The organism is Alteromonas sp. 76-1 (assembly GCF_900654235.1).
GTDB lineage: Bacteria > Pseudomonadota > Gammaproteobacteria > Enterobacterales > Alteromonadaceae > Alteromonas > Alteromonas naphthalenivorans.
In genome coordinates this window covers 1,762,545-1,779,078 of sequence record NZ_LR136958.1, presented here as the reverse complement: position 1 = coordinate 1,779,078, position 16,534 = coordinate 1,762,545, and the positions used below count along the sequence as shown (strand labels likewise).

Sequence of the window (16,534 nt, the reverse complement as noted above, 5' to 3'; positions counted from 1 at the left end):
TTTAGTTTTGTAGTAAAATTACAACATAGCAAGCTGCATTACTTTAAGCTTGCTAATGTACAGTACAAAAAATTCAATATACTCTAATTAATATTTGGCTCTTGTTTTGTTCCGGTTCTTATTATGCGCTATTGCGTAAACCGTAGTATATGGTAATACCATTTAGAATATCCCTGTTACATTCATGGGCATATACAATAATCTTTACCAGAATCTTTACCAGAATCTTTACCAGAATCTTTACCAGAACCTTTACAAAAACCTATACATGAACCATGCCATATATCAGCATTATCATGTTTACTTGCTTTACCTTATTGAAATAACTTTCAACTTTTGTATAAGTTTGACATTATCAATTTGCTGCCACATGTTTACTATACTATGAAGTGGTTAACGTTTTCTTACAGCTATTATTCTAATAAATTCGTCTCATTATGGTGCATTAAGGCTTAATTGGCATGACAACCCGCTACGCGCGTAAAACTTACCGACGAACCTGTATTTGTGCCCTAACGGGGCTTTTATTTGGTGTGGCTTCTTTGGTTATCGCGCAACAGAAAAACATCTTCACTGAGGAAGTTTACAGCCGAGTTGAAGCCCTGTTTGGTAAAACCGGTGCGGCAGATGTAGCTAAGTGGCGACAACTAGTCAATAGCATTGAGAACGACGATATTGATGAAAAGCTTTACCAGGTGAATCGCTTTTTCAATCGATTCGACTTTGTAGATGATCTAAGGCACTGGCGGCAACCCGATTACTGGGCCACGCCAATTGAGTTTATTGGAACGGGCGCTGGCGACTGTGAAGATTACTCAATTGCTAAATACTTTTCGTTAATAGAACTTGGTATTCCAAAATCGCAGCTTCGGCTTATGTATGTAACCGCGTTAGAGTTAAACCAACCTCATATGGTGTTAGCCTATTATCCAAGCCCTACCTCTGTTCCTTTAGTGCTTGATAATATTAACCGCCGAATACTGCCAGCAAACCAACGGCGCGACCTTGCACCTGTTTATAGTTTTAACGGTGATGGTCTATGGGCGGCGAAATCTATGGGAACAGGCAGAAAATTAAGAGGCAGCGGCCCCATGAAAATGTGGGACGACATGATAGATCGTTTAAACAGCGTAATGCTCGGAGATACACAAGAACAATGAAATTATCTACCCAACTAAGCGTTAGCTTACTTATTTTTTTACTGGCCGTGTTCGCCGGATCTTTTTTTATTAACGTAAAAATGACCAAAGAATACGTGAATGAACAACTTGCTACCCACGCACAAGACACCGCCACATCGCTAGGCTTAGCCATGGCGCCCTATATAATGCAAGAAAATGGGCAGGCGGTGGCTGAAACCATGGTAAACGCCATATTCGACAGGGGCTACTACCAAACCATTTCGGTTAAAGACGCCAGCGGGAACACTCTTATTATTCGTCAAAACCCGAATAAAATAGATACCGTACCAAATTGGTTTACTGAAGCGGTGCACGTTACCCCACCGGTGAAAAATACCGAGCTTAACGATGGCTGGACAATGGCAGGGCAACTTACCGTGCAAAGCCACCCAGGCCTTGCGAACGAAAAGCTATGGGATAGCATTACCCAAAGTGCATTAATGTTTTTTATTGCCTTTGTTATTGCCTACCTAGTGCTGCTGGTTATTATTCGCCAAATTACCAAGCCACTAGAAATTGTTACTCAAAAAATAGGCGACATTCAAAACCAAAAGTTTTCTGAAATTGACTACCAGCCTTTTACTAAAGAATTCTCTTTTATCACGCTAGCCGTAAATAAGCTGTCGAGAGCGGTAGAAAGCATGTTTAAAGAACTTACTGCACGTGCTGAACAATTTAAGGCTATTGCGTATGGCGATAGCCTAACAGGACTTTCCAATAGAAATGCCTTTAATCGACACATGAATGCACTATTAAGTGGCACAGCTACGGTAGAACAAGGTTACGTGGTGTTAATTAGGTTAACGCAGCTTGCTCGGGTAAATAATTTACTGGGCGGCGCTGAAGGCGATGAATATGTTAGTGCGGCTGCAAAAAAACTGAAACTGGCCGCCATGCAATTTCCAGATAAAGTAACCCTTTTTAGAGTATCGGGTTCCGACTTTGCCATTTTAATGGAAGCAGTATCGCAACAAGAGTGCGAAAAAAGACTGAAAAGCCTTAGCGATGAAATGAATAAAATAGATTTTCTTAAAGATGGCGATAAAACAGCGTGGATTGGCGCAGCTAAATATACCAGTGAAAATAGCTTTACTGAAGTAATGGAAAAAGCAGATAGCGCACTATTAGCGGCAACAAAGTTAGACAGAGGCTGGCAGTTTGCTTCAGAGCTAACTTACATTCATAGCAATACTGAATGGCGTGAAAGGCTAAACAATATTCTGTTACAACAGTATGCTGATATTTTAATACAGCCTATTTTTAGTACCGAGAACAAAGCCCCGTGTTATTACGAAGGGTTCGCGCGCTTTAAAGACGTATCTACCAATACCGATATACCCATGTCGCAGTTAATTCCTGCATCAGAGCGGCTGCACCTTATTCCTCAAGTAGATAGATTGGTAACGTCGCTGGTAGTCAGTAAACTCATGGCCTCTCCTCACACAGTAGCGGTGAACATTGCCACTGCATCAATTGCGAATGCCGACTTCTGCCAATGGCTTGGTGGTTATCTTCTTGAACACAAATCGTTGTGCGACAGATTAGCGTTTGAAATTGAAGACTCCGCCATTATTTATTATAGGGAAGCTACCCTTAAATTCTGCGATATGGTTAAAAAAGCAGGATGCACCATTACTATTGAACATTTTGGCGACAATCTTGCATCGTTAAGTGGGTTAAGGGCTATTCAGCCCGATTTTGTAAAAATATCCGGCAAATTGACCAAGGATATTCATGAAGACAAAGACAATCAGCTATTTGTTAGCAGCTTAGTAAGTATTGCTAATGGGTTACACATTAAAGTGATAGCCGAGCTGGTTGAAAGCGAGTTAGAAAGTAATACACTTAGTAAGCTGCAGGTTGTTTATCAGCAAGGCTATCACTTTGCTAAGCCCACAGCTTGGCGCTTAGGGAAATAATTTAAGTAGCTAGTTTGTTTGCGGCTTTCACAGCAAATAAAGCTAAGACAACGGGCGTTCATTTGGTATACAATACCCAATGTATGCAAACCAATTTTTCGAAGTAGGAACTATTATGCGTAATAGATTTATTTTTTCATTAGTAATGAGTGTGCTTATTGCTATTTCGCCAGTGGCTATTGCGCAAGACAGCGCAGGTAGCGTTCCAGGTTTGCAAATTAGAAACCAACTGTTAACGGCTATCGATAGCGGAACACCAGCTGAAGAAGCTGCGGTAAACGTAAGCAACGAAGTACTTGCTGAAGGCAGCGTGGCTGTTCCTGCCGCTAGCCTTCCTTATTTACAAACTAACCAGCCAGCTTTTGAAAGCATGGTAGGTTTGCTTGTTGATAACGCAACCGGCTTTGAATTAGCGATTGCTGGCTTTGGGGCCCTACCGGAGCAATCTTCTGATGTGGTAACAATAGCCATGATCTTGTTTCCAGAAGATGCCAACGAAATTTATAACGTTGCATTACAAACCGGTGTAATTAGCGCAGAAGATGCGCTTTTGGCTGCGATTAATGCAGGTATCGATACCTCAACGCTTACTGCTACTGCGGCAGGGGCTGCTGGCAACGATGTTTCTCCATTAGGTGTAGGTACTGGTGCTGCTGGTGCTGGCGGTGGCGATACCACGGTTTCAGCAAACTAAGTTTGTATTACATTTAAACTCTGTGTTGGTGATCGTTAGTGGTAGTAAGAAGTGGCGATAGTGAATGCTGAGTATTAATAATAGAAAAACCGAAAAGCTTCTTTTCGGTTTTCTTTTATTTACCCTTTTTTGGCTGCCTATTCCTTTAGGTGCTAATAGGCCGTGGGCTTGGGCCCTTATGCAAATTTCCGTTTTTTGTATAAGTGCATCGTTAATGGCCTTTCATTTTCGTACCGTTACTGTTGTAGTTCGCCAATATCGTGTTTTTGTTTTGCTTTGGGTACTTTTTCTTGCTTGGCAGTTATTAAATTTAATTCCCCTACCCGCCTCACTTATTGCCAGCCTACGGCCAGAGAAGCTCTTACCCGCTTACGCTAACGTACCGGCGGGTGCTAGTTGGTTACCGCTTAGTTTTGATGTAGGCCAAAGCCAAATAGTATTTTTAAAATCTCTTTGTTATTGCCTGCTTTTTTTCAGTGTTTTAGCCTTGGTGCGCTCAACGTCTCGGTTGAAACTAGTGTTAATAACCATTAGTGCAAGCGGTATATTTCAAGCTATTTATGGGTCGCTAGAGGTATTGTCGGGCATTGAATACAGCCTAGTATTCAAACAACCGGTTACGCACATTGCTACCGGCAGCTTTATTTACAAAAACCATTTTGCAAACTACTTGCTGCTTTCTTTAAGTGCTGCATTAGGGTATCTGATTGCCAGTTTAGGTGATGACGATGGGCTATCAAAACGAGAGCGCCTTAGAAAATGGCTTAAGTTTTGGCTAGGCAATAAAGTGCTGTTTCGTATTGGCATAATTATTATGGTTATTGCACTGGTAATGTCGCGTTCACGAATGGGCAATACGGCATTTTTTGTTAGCATGACAATAACCGCAGCCATAGGTTTGTGGTATTTCAAACCTAGACAAAAAAGTTACATTGCCTTGTTTGTTAGCATGCTAATTATCGACATTATGATAGTAAGTAGCGTGTTTGGGTTAAACGAAGTGAAAGAACGTCTTGAGCAAACCGATTTAACCCATGAAAGCCGAGACGAAGTGGTTACCGATGCACTGCCCTTGTTAACGCAGTACCCTTTAATAGGTACAGGTGGCGGAACCTTCTATACTGTGTACCCCCAATATCAAAGTGAGAGTATTCAACACTTTTACGACCATGCTCATAATGAATACTTACAGTTTAGTATTGAGTTTGGTGTTATTGGCGCACTACTAATGGGCGTATTTGTATTAATTTGCGGCATTAATGCCTTTAATGCTTTTCGTCAGCGCCACCACCCACTTCCACGCGGTGCGGCATTTGCGTGTTTTATGGCTATTATTGGTATGGCAATGCACACCAGCGTAGACTTTCCCTTACAAGCGCCTGCTAACACTGCTATCTTTATTACTCTACTTGCACTTGGAGCCATGAGTAATCGAATTCGGGTTCGACAATCAACAAAACGTAATCGTAAGCCGTAAAGTTAGGTTTTTTGTAAGTGCCTAATTAGGGATTTCAATAAGTATTTACTAATGGATTCAGTTATGGAAAATCAGTCGTGGTGTTAAAAGTTAATCACCCTATTCAGGAAGAACCCAACGTAAAGCACATGCTAGAAAGAATGCCCAAGCATGTGGCCAACTCGTTTAGTGAAGAACAGCTTACCCATATTAATACCGCGTTAGCAGGCAGGCGCTGGGGCAAGCATAAGCTAGACTTACGCGGCACCCTTGGCATTGGCCACAGCCGCTTCTATTTTGTGCTGTTAGGCGGTAAAGATAAACGCGATCCTTCCCGTATTGAAAGTAAAATTGGCCAGCTTACGTTAGCGTTTGGCTTTACGCTGTTTATTCTATTTTCATTACTGGTGGGTATGGTACTGCTGTACATATTAAAATCGTGGCTGGGTGTTAACTTATTCGAAAACTATTCACTAGGCTTGTGGGATTGGCTTAAAAGTAAGTTTTAAATGCTAGTTTAATACTACTAGTCGTAAGTAATACAGTTGGGAATGCGTTTTCTAACTGGGTAAGGGGCCAAGCGCATCCATCGGCACGCTGGCTCTTCTGCATTATAACTTACAATACTTTGCACTATTGCGTCTCTGCTATGAGGGTTTATTAACCCCAACTTCATATGATGTTTTAACGGCTGAATAACCTTAATGTATTCAGGCGACCGTGCTGCATAATTCGCTAACCCGTACTCTACTATGAATTTGTGAACTATAGCGTCTTGTGGGCCTACCTGAATGGCTTTGTTCAAATATTGATAGAAAGCGTCGTCTACTTGGTTACGCTTCCATTTAACCGATGCTAACCCTATCCAGCTTGCTGGCCAAAGCGGGCGTAGCAATAAGCTGTGCTGGTAATTACTAAAGGCCAGTTTCAAACTGTTTGTTTTGTCGTTTTCAGCAGCACTTTCAACAGCACTTCGATCTGCGTTTTGAGAGACAAACGCTTGCCATTCGTAAAGCTGGCCACGCATTTGATAATAAAGCGCGTTATTGGGAAACATGAAAATGGCTGAATCTATTTTAGTAATAGCATCGCTTACTTTGCTAGCGGTTACGCGTTCAGGATTATTCTGCCATGCCTGTAATTGGTTGTTCACCCGATAATAATAGTTACCCGATATAAAAAACTGTGCGCTCCATATTACGCCCCATGCCGCTGTGATAAAAAACACAGTGCGGACCACACGTTTTATTAATAACTGATGACGCTCATACACGTTAGATAACGACACTAGGTGCCCCTACTATTTCACTCGGTGTAGTAACGAAAACTTGCTGGGCGTAATCAGCGTCTACTGCCGATACCACCGCAAATGCCTCACCCATATCGTTAGGTCGCCTAACCGTGTCATGGGTGTCTGAAGCCACTACATGAAAGCTTTGGTTGGCAAGCAAGCTTAACGCAAAGTTCTGTACAGGCTCACCGAATCGGCCTGTAAGAGCGCCTGCTGTCACCTGAAACCAGCAGCCTATGCGCTGCAACCAGTCAAACTTGTGTTGCTCGCGCAATAGCTCTCGGTTACGTTCAGGGTGTGCAATAAGCGGTTGCACGTTGTTTTTTAATAACCATTTTACTAACGGTTCCATTCCCGATGGCACATGACTATGAGGCATTTCAAGCAACATCACGTTTTTGCCGTTAATCTGGCCTAAAAAAGGCACCGCATTTTGTTTTATCCATATAGGAATGTGCTCCGAGACACGAAGCTCGGCGGCATAAGATAAAGTAAGGGGAATGTTTTCTTGTTCAAGCGCTAACACAAGTTCGTTATACGCGTTTTCAATAATAGCGGGCGTATTATCGAAGAACCCCGGGTGTATATGTGGGGTACAAACTAAATGCGTCACGCCGCATTCAAGTGTTTGTTTGGCCATGTCAATCGACATGGCCATGGTTCTGGCACCATCGTCAATGCCAGGTAATATATGACTGTGAAGGTCTATCAATTAATTATTAGCTGTCCTTATGACTAGTATAATCATACTGATCATAAAACCCGCCGTACCTCTGTGCTACATCAGACTTTCGTAAGTCTACTTGATTTAGCACTACCCCATCAAGACGATGTCCTACTTGTAAGAAACGAGACAACCCAGTATTAATCACTTTTTCACTGGTACTGTCGGCGCGTACTACGTAAATAATAGAGTCGCACGAGTTAGCAATTACCATTGAATCACTTACCGCTTGAGTAGGTGCAGTATCTACCACCACATATTTGTATTGGGTTTTTAATTCTTTAATTAACGCATCGAAACCTTTATCCGCAAGAAGCTCTTGTGGGTTAGACGGTATTGTACCTGCCGAAAGAATATCAATATTCGCTTGTTCGTCACGCACCAAACACTCATCAAAACTGTGGGTTTTAAGTACAAGGTTAGCTACACCTGGCTGGTAATTAGGAATATTAAACTGCCTACCAATACTCGGGCGGCGTAAGTCTGCATCTATAAGAATGGTTTTATCTAACTGGCCTAATGCGAACGCTAGGTTAATAGACACAGTAGTTTTACCTTCTTTAGGCACACTAGAGGTAACCATAATAGCCTGATTATCTTTATCTAAATTCAATAACGACAAACTAGTACGTAAGGTTCTAACCGATTCTGCAAACTGATGCTTTTTACCGTCGAAATAAGTGCGAATAGGTAAGTTGGTTTTCTTTTTATGGGCAAGCCAAGGAATTAAACCCAACATACGCTGGCCTAACTTACGCTCTACATCTTCTACTGAACGGATGCCGCTGTTAAGGGTTTCCATGGTAATGGCCAAGAACACACCAAAGCCAATGCTGAATACGAAGGCTGCGCCAATTAGCAGTTTTTTATTCGGTTCAGAGGGGCGTGACGGCACTACAGCGCTATCTAAAATTCTGGCGTTTGCTGATTCAAAACCACCTAGTTCATCGGTTTCTTTTAAACGGGTAAAGAATGAATTGTACAACTGCTGGTTAATATCAACATCGCGCTGAAGGGCTTTGCGTTGATTGTCTAACGCAGATAAACCACGGAATTCAGCTTTTGCCACTTCTACTTCTTGTTTCAATTGCGCAACGCGTTGCTCTGAAACTTGGTATTGGGTAGTAATACTAGAAATAAGGTCGCGAGTTTGGGTAGTTAACGTTTCACGAATGGAAGAAAGCTCCGCATTAGCAGCTATCATTTTCGGGTGCTTAGGGCCGTATACTTTGCTAAGTTCAGACACGCGGGTCATAGCTTTCGCTTCGTCGCGGCGTACACCTTGAATGGTAGGGTGATTCAGAACTTCAGGTAACCGTGCAATGTCTTCAAGGGTCACGTTGTTACGTGTTTGACGATATATTACCGCGTTTAACTTTAATGCGGTTTGTGCATCAAGCAATTGCGTGCTTAAACGCTCTAGTTCGTCGGCAGCAAGCCCTACTACACCATCTATGTTTACCACTTGATTACGTTCATAAAACTGCGATAGGTTCTTTTCAGCAATATCTAGCTTATCTTTCAAGCCTTCTAAGCTTTCGGTAAGAAACGACGTTGCTTTTGCTGTCATATCTAGTTTAGCTTGAAGGTAATTCTCGATGTAAACATCGGCAATAGTATCGGCAATTTCAGCCGATAAAGAAGCAGATTCGGTAGTAACGGAAATCTTCATTACCTGGGTATTATCTACCATGCTAACTTCTACAGCGCGCATTAATCTGAATACGGCTGAACGTTTTTTAGCTGCAATAATTTGCGCTTCGGTACGCTCTACCACTTCTTCCTGCGGTAGAAATGGCAGCATGTCTTTAGCACTGTCTATTAGCGAGTCGATGGCACTTGGGCCTTCAGCAGGCGGCATAAACTTATCGTTTAAGTGTAAATTCATCCCCTCTACGGTACGTTCGGCAATTTGGCGCGAACGTAATATTTCGTATTGGGTTTGCATGTAGTCTTTACGCTTAGTGTCTAAGCCATACACTTCTTCTATAGATACCACATTGGCATTTTCAGAATCGACCAATATAGTGGTAGACGACGTGTAAAGTGGCGTCATCCGCATTACCAGCAAAGCCACCAATATGGTGAATGCTATGGCTAACGAAACAATGCGAAAAGCGTAGCGTTTCAATATGCCAAAATAGTGTGCAATATCGATAGTTTCACTATCTAGCACGCCATGATTCACGTCGTCCCTATGATTTACTGCCATGTTATTTTTGTATCCTGAAATTTTTGCTAATTAGAAAAAGCGTTGGTTAACGGTAATAATGTCACCGGGCTGAATCATGTCGCTTACCGTTACGGTAAAGCTACGTGTAGTGCCATCTTTTTCTCGAACTATTGTTATTTTGTCTCGTGCGGCGCGCTCGGTATAGCCGCCAGCTAACGCTGCAGCTTTGTTTACCGACAAACCTGGCTGGTAAGGGTAACCACCTGGGCGTTTTACTTCACCGTCTATAAAGAAGGGGCGATAATCAATTATGGTTACTGATACCGACGGGTTAACTAAGTAATCCCCTTTTAAGCCTTCATAGATAAGCTGTTCCACTTCGCCTAATGTTAGCCCTACTAATTTAACTTCACCCATAAACGGGTAATTAATAGTGCCAACATCGGGCAAACGTACTTCCATCGACAAGTCGTCTTGCCCAAATACATTTATACTAATTCTGTCACCGGAGCCCAATTGGTAGCGGCTCATGCTCAAATTACCTTCCTGTGCTAAAGCATTGAACGACATCACTACAACAAAAAGGAAGGCGAAAATACTGTTTACACTTTGCTTCACAGGCTAACCTCGGCAGATAAACCAACTATACTTCTGTCGTAACCAATGGCATCTCGGTTACTGTCTCTGTCATTTAATGTGTAGTATAGAGAAAAGCTTAAATAACGACGTGCTTGATAGTTTAATGCGGCACTATAACGCATTAAATCGTCTTCACGGTTAGCAATACCTTCGTTATCTAATACGTATTCATCGCTATATCTACCAATACTAGCCGTAGTGCTTAAGCGCTGAAGCCATTCATGGTCCCACGATACAGTGTAATCTCGGCCACTAATAAAGTTACCTTCACCGTTGGTTTCACGCGTATCAGCACTGGTCGCAAAGCGAAATGTAGAATACGTAAGGGGCTGCCATTCAACACCGGCTTCCCAGTTGACATCGTTAAAAGTACTACGAGTCGCTGACTCAAAATCTCTTTCTGTATAGCCCACCTTGGCAAAGCCAGTGGTAGCAGCCGTACTTTCCCACTCGACCCCTGCTAAAATACGCATTACATCACTGTTTCGGCTTTGGGTAGCAGATTCTTGTATATCATAGCGAACGTATGTATTGGTTACGTCCAATACTAAGGCGGTTGCTGGGGCAATTTTATAGGCGAACTCTGCGCCTATTTTATTACTTGCTCGATCTCTAAGTAGGTAGGCCTGCTCGTCACGGTCATAATCTAACGTTTGACGACTCGCCTTTAGCGTTAGCATGCCATTAGAGGTTAACGCGCCGTAACTGTATTCCCCACCAGCATACATACTTTTAAAGGTATCAGGCGAAGTGATTTCGTCACCGGCGCCTAATGAAAAGCCAGTACCACGGTCTTCGTGCCCATCTTCATATTGCGCGGTGCCGCTTAAGCGATGACGGCTATTTAGTTCGTATTCACCGGAAGCTTCAAAAAAGTGATCGGTGTAATCGTCGGCGCTGCTTGAAAAATACACACCACGCTCTAAGCGGTAACCAAATTGAACAGGGTTACCATCAATTTCTGTGGCGGCAATAATTTCTGGCGAAAATGTGGCGCGCCAACTATAAATTTTAGGTTCACCATCGCGAGCATAAGCAACGTTATCTACGTAACTCATCGATGTATTGAACGTGGGGATAATGTCGAATTGGCCTGCTTCAATACGGCCAGCCTCTTGTGCGTTCGATATGGCGCTAATTACCGACAGTGCAACAAGGCTTGTTGTCCTTTTAAACATACTCGCTCCTAAAATTTTTTTGTCTTATGCAGTTAAATATTGGGGTAAAACAGTGCAACATCAGTTTTGATGCTCACAAAAGCAACACCAATATATTTATTTAACCGCTTTGAGTGTGATATTTATAATTTTTCAGCTATTGGCCGGATGGCATGCTAATACTGTGCCATACAGGGCGTAGTGCGCATGCAAACACTTTGCTTTAATAACGTTTTATTGCCAACTCATTCAATTATTCCCGATAGCTTAACGAAAAATTATTGCAGCAATGTGTCTAACTTACAGGCTTGCTGGTTAAGCGAAAACAACGTTTTACTACATGATCTAATACATGATTCAATTCAAGACGTAGCGTGATTTAATTGCTGTAAGTTTGAAATCTTTGGCACGCAGTATAATGGTTATATGTTATCTTACAATATCAGTTGGGTAATTGCTTTCAATAGTTTTGTAATAAAATTACAACCTGCTTATACTATACTTTAGCAGTACAGGCTTTCATGCTTTTTCGCGGGTGACGAGTTTTTTATCTTTACCCCTTTTGTTAGCATAAGTTTTTGCACCAGATGTCATTTTCCTTTTTGCTTTTGCACTTTTTCGGTACATTTTTTGCTTTATCTAGTTATAAGTTAAAGCTAATAATTAACGCAGTGGTCTTTTGCTTTATTGACAATTGAAGTCGGCGTGACTTTTTATTTTTTTAGAGATACACACATGGATAATAAAGTAGCACCTAACCAAGTCCTCAAATCTCACGAGGTTGAACCCAATGCTTCTGGCGGGCTTATAGTTAGGAATCAAAGTGGTTTTTCAACCATTTATAGGCTTATTGATTTATGCCTTGTCACCTTACTTTATTACGCTTCAGCATTTTATTACGACAGCCCTGTTACGGCTGGCAGCCTTCTATTCCTTTTTGTTTATGTTATTAGTTTCCAGTTTTCGGGGGAATTCGTAGAGCTTTATCGTTCTTGGCGTGGGCACAGAACGAATGAAATGCTTCGTGCAGCTGCTATAGCGTGGGCACTTAGTATGTTAGCTACGACTGCTTTTGGTTTCTTTTTCTTTGGCGATTTAAAAATTACGCCTCCCGGCGTTTTACTATGGGCCGCCTCTTCATTTGTTGTTGTACTGGCTTGGCGCTTCGTTATGCGAAAGTTTCTTTTTCGCCTTCGCCGCAGCGGATTAAACTCTAGAAAATCGATTGTTATTGGTGCTACCCAGTTGGGTTACAACATGGCCAATCAAATCGTTTCAAATGAACATTTGGGTATACGTTTCTTAGGTTTGTTCGACGATAGAAGCGAAGACCGCCTACCTCATGAGTTTAAGAATCAAGTACTAGGTAATATTGAATCGGCCATTGAAATGGCTAAACGCAATGAAGTGGACTACATCTACATTGCACTGCCAATGAGTGCCGAGAACCGTATTCGTCACATTCTTGAAAAGTGCAGCGACACCACGGCTAACGTTTATATTATTCCTAACTTCTTTATGTATAACTTGCTTAATGCCCGCTGGCAGTCGATTGGGTCGGTACAAGCGTTAAGTGTGTACGACACCCCGTTTCAGGGTGCTAGCGACATTTTAAAACGCTTTGAAGACATTGTGTTAAGCATCTTAATTTTAATGATGTTAGCCATCCCTATGTTAGGCATAGCGGCGGCAGTTAAATTGACTTCTAAAGGGCCCGTTATTTTCAAACAAAAGCGTTACGGCTTAGATGGAAAACAAATTACGGTTTATAAGTTCCGGTCTATGACTACGCAAGACAACGGTGCTGTGGTTAAACAGGCCACTAAGAATGATGCGCGCCTAACCAAAATTGGTGGCTTTTTGCGACGCTCTTCTATTGATGAGCTTCCGCAGTTTATTAACGTGCTGCAGGGCAGAATGTCTATTGTTGGCCCCCGCCCTCATGCGGTAGCTCACAACGAAGAGTACCGTAAGCTTATTACCGGTTATATGCTACGCCACAAGGTGAAGCCAGGCATTACTGGCTGGGCGCAGGTAAACGGCTTACGTGGCGAAACAGAGACAGTGAACAAAATGGTACAACGTGTAGAGTACGATTTAGATTATATTCACCGTTGGTCTGTTTGGTTCGATATTAAAATTGTATTCATGACAGTATTTGGTGGATTAGCCAACAAAAATGCTTATTGACTTTTGCACTCAAGACCCGATTTCACCCGGTAAAAGTCGCAAAATTCGATAGCTCAAACTTATTTTTAGCTTGAATTATTCGCTAATTTAATGTTTATTTTGATATATGTTGGTGTGCAGCTGTGCAGTTTAGAAAAGATATAAATGGTTTAAGAGCGATAGCAGTTATCGCAGTTGTCCTTTTTCATTTTAATTCCGCTTGGATGCCTGGTGGGTTTGCAGGTGTTGATGTATTTTTTGTAATTTCTGGCTATCTTATGACAGGAATTATTATTAGTGCGATTGAAAAAAATAGTTTTACAATATTAAACTTTTATATCGCTCGTGCTAACCGAATCATTCCCGCGTTAGCACTTCTCTGTTTAGTCCTACTTAGTACTTTAATATTTTTTCTTTCACCTAGTGAATATCAATTACTTGCTTCGCATGTAGCTTCCAGCATTAGCTTTTTGTCAAACTTTGTATATTGGAGCGAATCTGGTTATTTTGATGCAGCGTCAGACGAAAAATGGTTACTCCACACTTGGTCACTATCCGCAGAGTGGCAATTTTATATAATTTATCCCTTGATTTTGATTATGTTGAGAAAGCTTTTTACGCTAGGGTTAATCAAAATAATTTTAGTTACTACTACAGGGCTTGGATTTATATTTGGTATTTTAGCGTCATCGCGCTGGCCGGATTCATCATACTTTCTACTTCACACAAGAGCATGGGAGATGATGTTCGGCGGCATAGCTTTCCTTTACCCTATTAGCTTCAGTGATAGATATAAAAAAGTGATTGAATGTGCTGGAATAGTATTAATATTAATAGCATATATATTTATTACAAAATACAATTCTTGGCCAGGTTATTTGGCCGCTTTACCTGTTTTTGGTTCATTTTTGATAATCCAAGCTAATCGTGGTGATAGCTTGGTTACCGGTAATTTTATATTTCAAAAAATCGGAGCTTGGTCTTACTCAATATATCTTTGGCATTGGCCAATAGTCGTTGCTATCAGTTACTTCAATTTTGGCGGTGAGTTTGTGTATTTAGGCATAGGCTTATCAGTTTTACTTGGGTATTTAAGCAATAGGTTCATCGAAAAAATTAAGTTCAGAACGACATTTAAGTCCCCCGCTTCTTATTTTACTTCTAAGCCACTGTACATATCTTTGCTATTATGTATTTTCGGGTTCTTTGCATATCACAATACAAATTTGCTTTATAGGCTTCCGGCGACTGTTTACAGTGGAGTTACCTTGGATGAAAACACTGATGACAATGGTGAATATACTTGGGAACTTCATAAAAAACTGAATAGGGTAATATCTTTCGAAGAAGATAAAACTAAAGTTTTAATTATTGGTGACTCCCAAGCTGGAGACTTTTTGAACATCCTATATGAATCAAATAGGTTAGACAACTTAAGCGTAATTTCAAGAATAGTATATACGCGTTGTCGAAGCGTACTTTTAGAAAACAAATTATTTGAAAAAATGCTAACCGAAAACTCATATGAGTTATCTACTTCGGACACCCTCAATTGTCTTAAGTCTACTGAGAACATTCTCAATAGCACTCTTCTTGCTGAAGCAGATTTCGTTATATTGTCGATGAATTGGTACGATGAATACTTACCATTTGCTCTTGAATCAATTAAAAATGTTCGAGAAATCAACCCTAACTCTAAATTAATTATAGTTAGTGGAAAATCTTTCACCCAAAAAGTTCCATTGATGTATTTTCAAGCATATAAGAATGAGATATCACTTAATAATTTTGCAGCTGGTAAGGTCTCTGAAGAAAAGGGGATTCACTACAGTTATCAGCATAATTACTTCAGTAAATTTGCATTGGAATTTGATTATTCATATTTAAACCTCCTAGATATAATCTGTACCAGTGAAGAATGTAGAGTATCAGACTCAAACGATCAATTGTTTTACTATGACAAAACTCACCTTACTGAATTAGGGGCATCACACTTTGGCGATTCGATAGAAATTAAGACCATATTTTCATCAGATATTTAAAAAGATATATATTCATTGGCTAAGTTATGCAGCTATTTTTTAATAAGCATTTTTTGTTGTGTATATTGAAATAACATTTAAAACACCTTATGGTCTTTAAAAATGTACTCGTTATTTGTTGGTTCGTCACTTTACTACTTACTACCATAGTGTTACTTATTACCAACACAAAGTGCATTACCTTGTTTAGTCATTAATTCTTTTACGCCGAACTATTCAAAGCACAACAGTTAACCGTCAGAAAAATTGACACTGCCCATTGTGAGTAATGCTTAAATTACTTAATTTCAGTGTCTCAACAGGCTTTAGTTAACCCCACCTTCCCTTCTTTTCTAAACATTATTGCTGCATCAGGTCACATATGGTTAATGTGACGACTACTAATACAGGGCTGCTAGACGTTATGTTAGCACTTTACCTTAAAGCTTTTTAATACCCGATTAAAAGTCACTAACAAATATGACCCACCCCAATGGCTGTGAGTTGAATAGCTGTTAGTTTATCAAATGTAGGAATGACGATGGGCTTTATGCTACCAATTGACGGCGCAAACGATGTTTAACAATGCGTCAGTGTAAAAAATACTGATTAAAAAATATGACAATGCTAAAAGTCGTGGAAAATGAAGCTTGACTTGAGATTACAGACGCCAGAAACGAAAAAAGGCGAGCATCCTGCTCGCCTTTTTCCGAAAGAACTTAAACTTAATTAGTTAATAATTAAGCTAATGCGCCTTTAGCCGCATCGACTAGTGCGCTGAAAGCCGCTTTGTCATGTACAGCGATGTCGGCAAGGATCTTACGATCGATTTCAACAGACGCTTTTTTCAAACCGTTAATGAAACGGCTGTATGACATACCATTTTGACGTGCAGCAGCATTAATACGTGCAATCCACAATTGACGGAATTGACGCTTGCGCTGACGACGGTCACGGTAAGCATATTGACCAGCTTTAGTTACGGCTTGTACCGCTACGCGATAAACACGTGAACGAGCACCGTAATAACCTTTTGCCTGCTTGAGGACTTTTTTGTGACGTGCACGTGCTACCGTGCCGCGTTTTACTCTAGCCATTAATCAGTCTCCT

The 16,534-nt window shown here is 41.0% G+C and carries 13 protein-coding genes; 7 read left to right on the top strand and 6 right to left on the bottom strand.

Going from position 1 to position 16,534, the window contains the following annotated elements; all coding sequences use genetic code 11:
* Positions 1-461: 461 nt before the first annotated feature.
* The 5 genes from ALT761_RS07525 to ALT761_RS07505 all read left to right on the top strand — a co-directional run bounded on the left by ALT761_RS07525 (position 462) and on the right by ALT761_RS07505 (position 5,759).
* On the top strand, positions 462-1,160 hold the full coding sequence (locus tag ALT761_RS07525; protein ID WP_129737703.1) for a transglutaminase-like cysteine peptidase: 699 nt from the start codon (positions 462-464) through the stop codon (positions 1,158-1,160).
* Positions 1,157-3,100: a bifunctional diguanylate cyclase/phosphodiesterase gene (locus ALT761_RS07520; RefSeq protein WP_129737701.1), complete on the top strand. Its 1,944-nt coding sequence runs from the start codon at positions 1,157-1,159 to the stop codon at positions 3,098-3,100. Before ALT761_RS07525 ends, ALT761_RS07520 begins: the two co-directional genes overlap by 4 nt.
* A 115-nt stretch (positions 3,101-3,215) precedes the next feature.
* Entirely contained in the window at positions 3,216-3,794 is a 579-nt protein-coding gene (locus ALT761_RS07515) for a hypothetical protein (RefSeq protein ID WP_129737699.1), read from the top strand.
* 64 nt (positions 3,795-3,858) lie between these two features.
* The gene (locus ALT761_RS07510) at positions 3,859-5,271 is read left to right on the top strand and encodes an O-antigen ligase family protein (RefSeq protein ID WP_129737697.1); all 1,413 of its coding nucleotides are present in this window, start codon (positions 3,859-3,861) and stop codon (positions 5,269-5,271) included.
* A gap of 77 nt (positions 5,272-5,348) precedes the next feature.
* On the top strand, positions 5,349-5,759 hold the full coding sequence (locus tag ALT761_RS07505) for a 3-phosphoshikimate 1-carboxyvinyltransferase (protein ID WP_129737695.1): 411 nt from the start codon (positions 5,349-5,351) through the stop codon (positions 5,757-5,759).
* Between the two features lie 17 nt (positions 5,760-5,776).
* On the opposite strand, the gene ALT761_RS07500 is transcribed toward ALT761_RS07505, so the two are convergent.
* From ALT761_RS07500 to ALT761_RS07480, 5 genes are read right to left on the bottom strand one after another with little or no spacing between them, the layout of a single operon-like run.
* Positions 5,777-6,538 carry a VpsP family polysaccharide biosynthesis protein gene (locus ALT761_RS07500; RefSeq protein WP_129737693.1) on the bottom strand — a complete coding sequence of 254 codons (762 nt, stop codon included), beginning with the start codon at positions 6,536-6,538 and terminating at the stop codon, positions 5,777-5,779.
* A complete protein-coding gene (locus tag ALT761_RS07495; RefSeq protein WP_129737691.1) occupies positions 6,525-7,253 on the bottom strand; it encodes a tyrosine-protein phosphatase in 729 nt (242 codons plus the stop codon). Before ALT761_RS07495 ends, ALT761_RS07500 begins: the two co-directional genes overlap by 14 nt.
* A 7-nt stretch (positions 7,254-7,260) precedes the next feature.
* A complete protein-coding gene (locus ALT761_RS07490; RefSeq protein WP_129737689.1) occupies positions 7,261-9,477 on the bottom strand; it encodes a GumC family protein in 2,217 nt (738 codons plus the stop codon).
* 30 nt (positions 9,478-9,507) lie between these two features.
* A complete protein-coding gene (locus ALT761_RS07485; RefSeq protein WP_208805119.1) occupies positions 9,508-10,008 on the bottom strand; it encodes a polysaccharide biosynthesis/export family protein in 501 nt (166 codons plus the stop codon).
* A gap of 44 nt (positions 10,009-10,052) precedes the next feature.
* Complete coding sequence (locus ALT761_RS07480) at positions 10,053-11,255, bottom strand: outer membrane beta-barrel protein (protein ID WP_129737682.1); 1,203 nt, start codon at positions 11,253-11,255, stop codon at positions 10,053-10,055.
* 714 nt (positions 11,256-11,969) lie between these two features.
* Here ALT761_RS07480 and ALT761_RS07475 point away from each other — a divergent pair.
* Together ALT761_RS07475 and ALT761_RS07470 are read left to right on the top strand one after the other, a co-directional pair.
* Positions 11,970-13,424, top strand: coding sequence for an undecaprenyl-phosphate glucose phosphotransferase (locus ALT761_RS07475; protein WP_129737680.1), 1,455 nt, complete (start codon positions 11,970-11,972; stop codon positions 13,422-13,424).
* Positions 13,425-13,546: 122 nt separating this feature from the next.
* Positions 13,547-15,445, top strand: coding sequence for an acyltransferase family protein (locus ALT761_RS07470; RefSeq protein ID WP_129737678.1), 1,899 nt, complete (start codon positions 13,547-13,549; stop codon positions 15,443-15,445).
* Positions 15,446-16,164: 719 nt separating this feature from the next.
* Here ALT761_RS07470 and rplT read toward each other — a convergent pair.
* Positions 16,165-16,521, bottom strand: a complete 357-nt coding sequence (gene rplT, locus ALT761_RS07465) for a 50S ribosomal protein L20 (protein WP_013784592.1) — start codon at positions 16,519-16,521, stop codon at positions 16,165-16,167.
* Positions 16,522-16,534 lie beyond the last annotated feature (13 nt).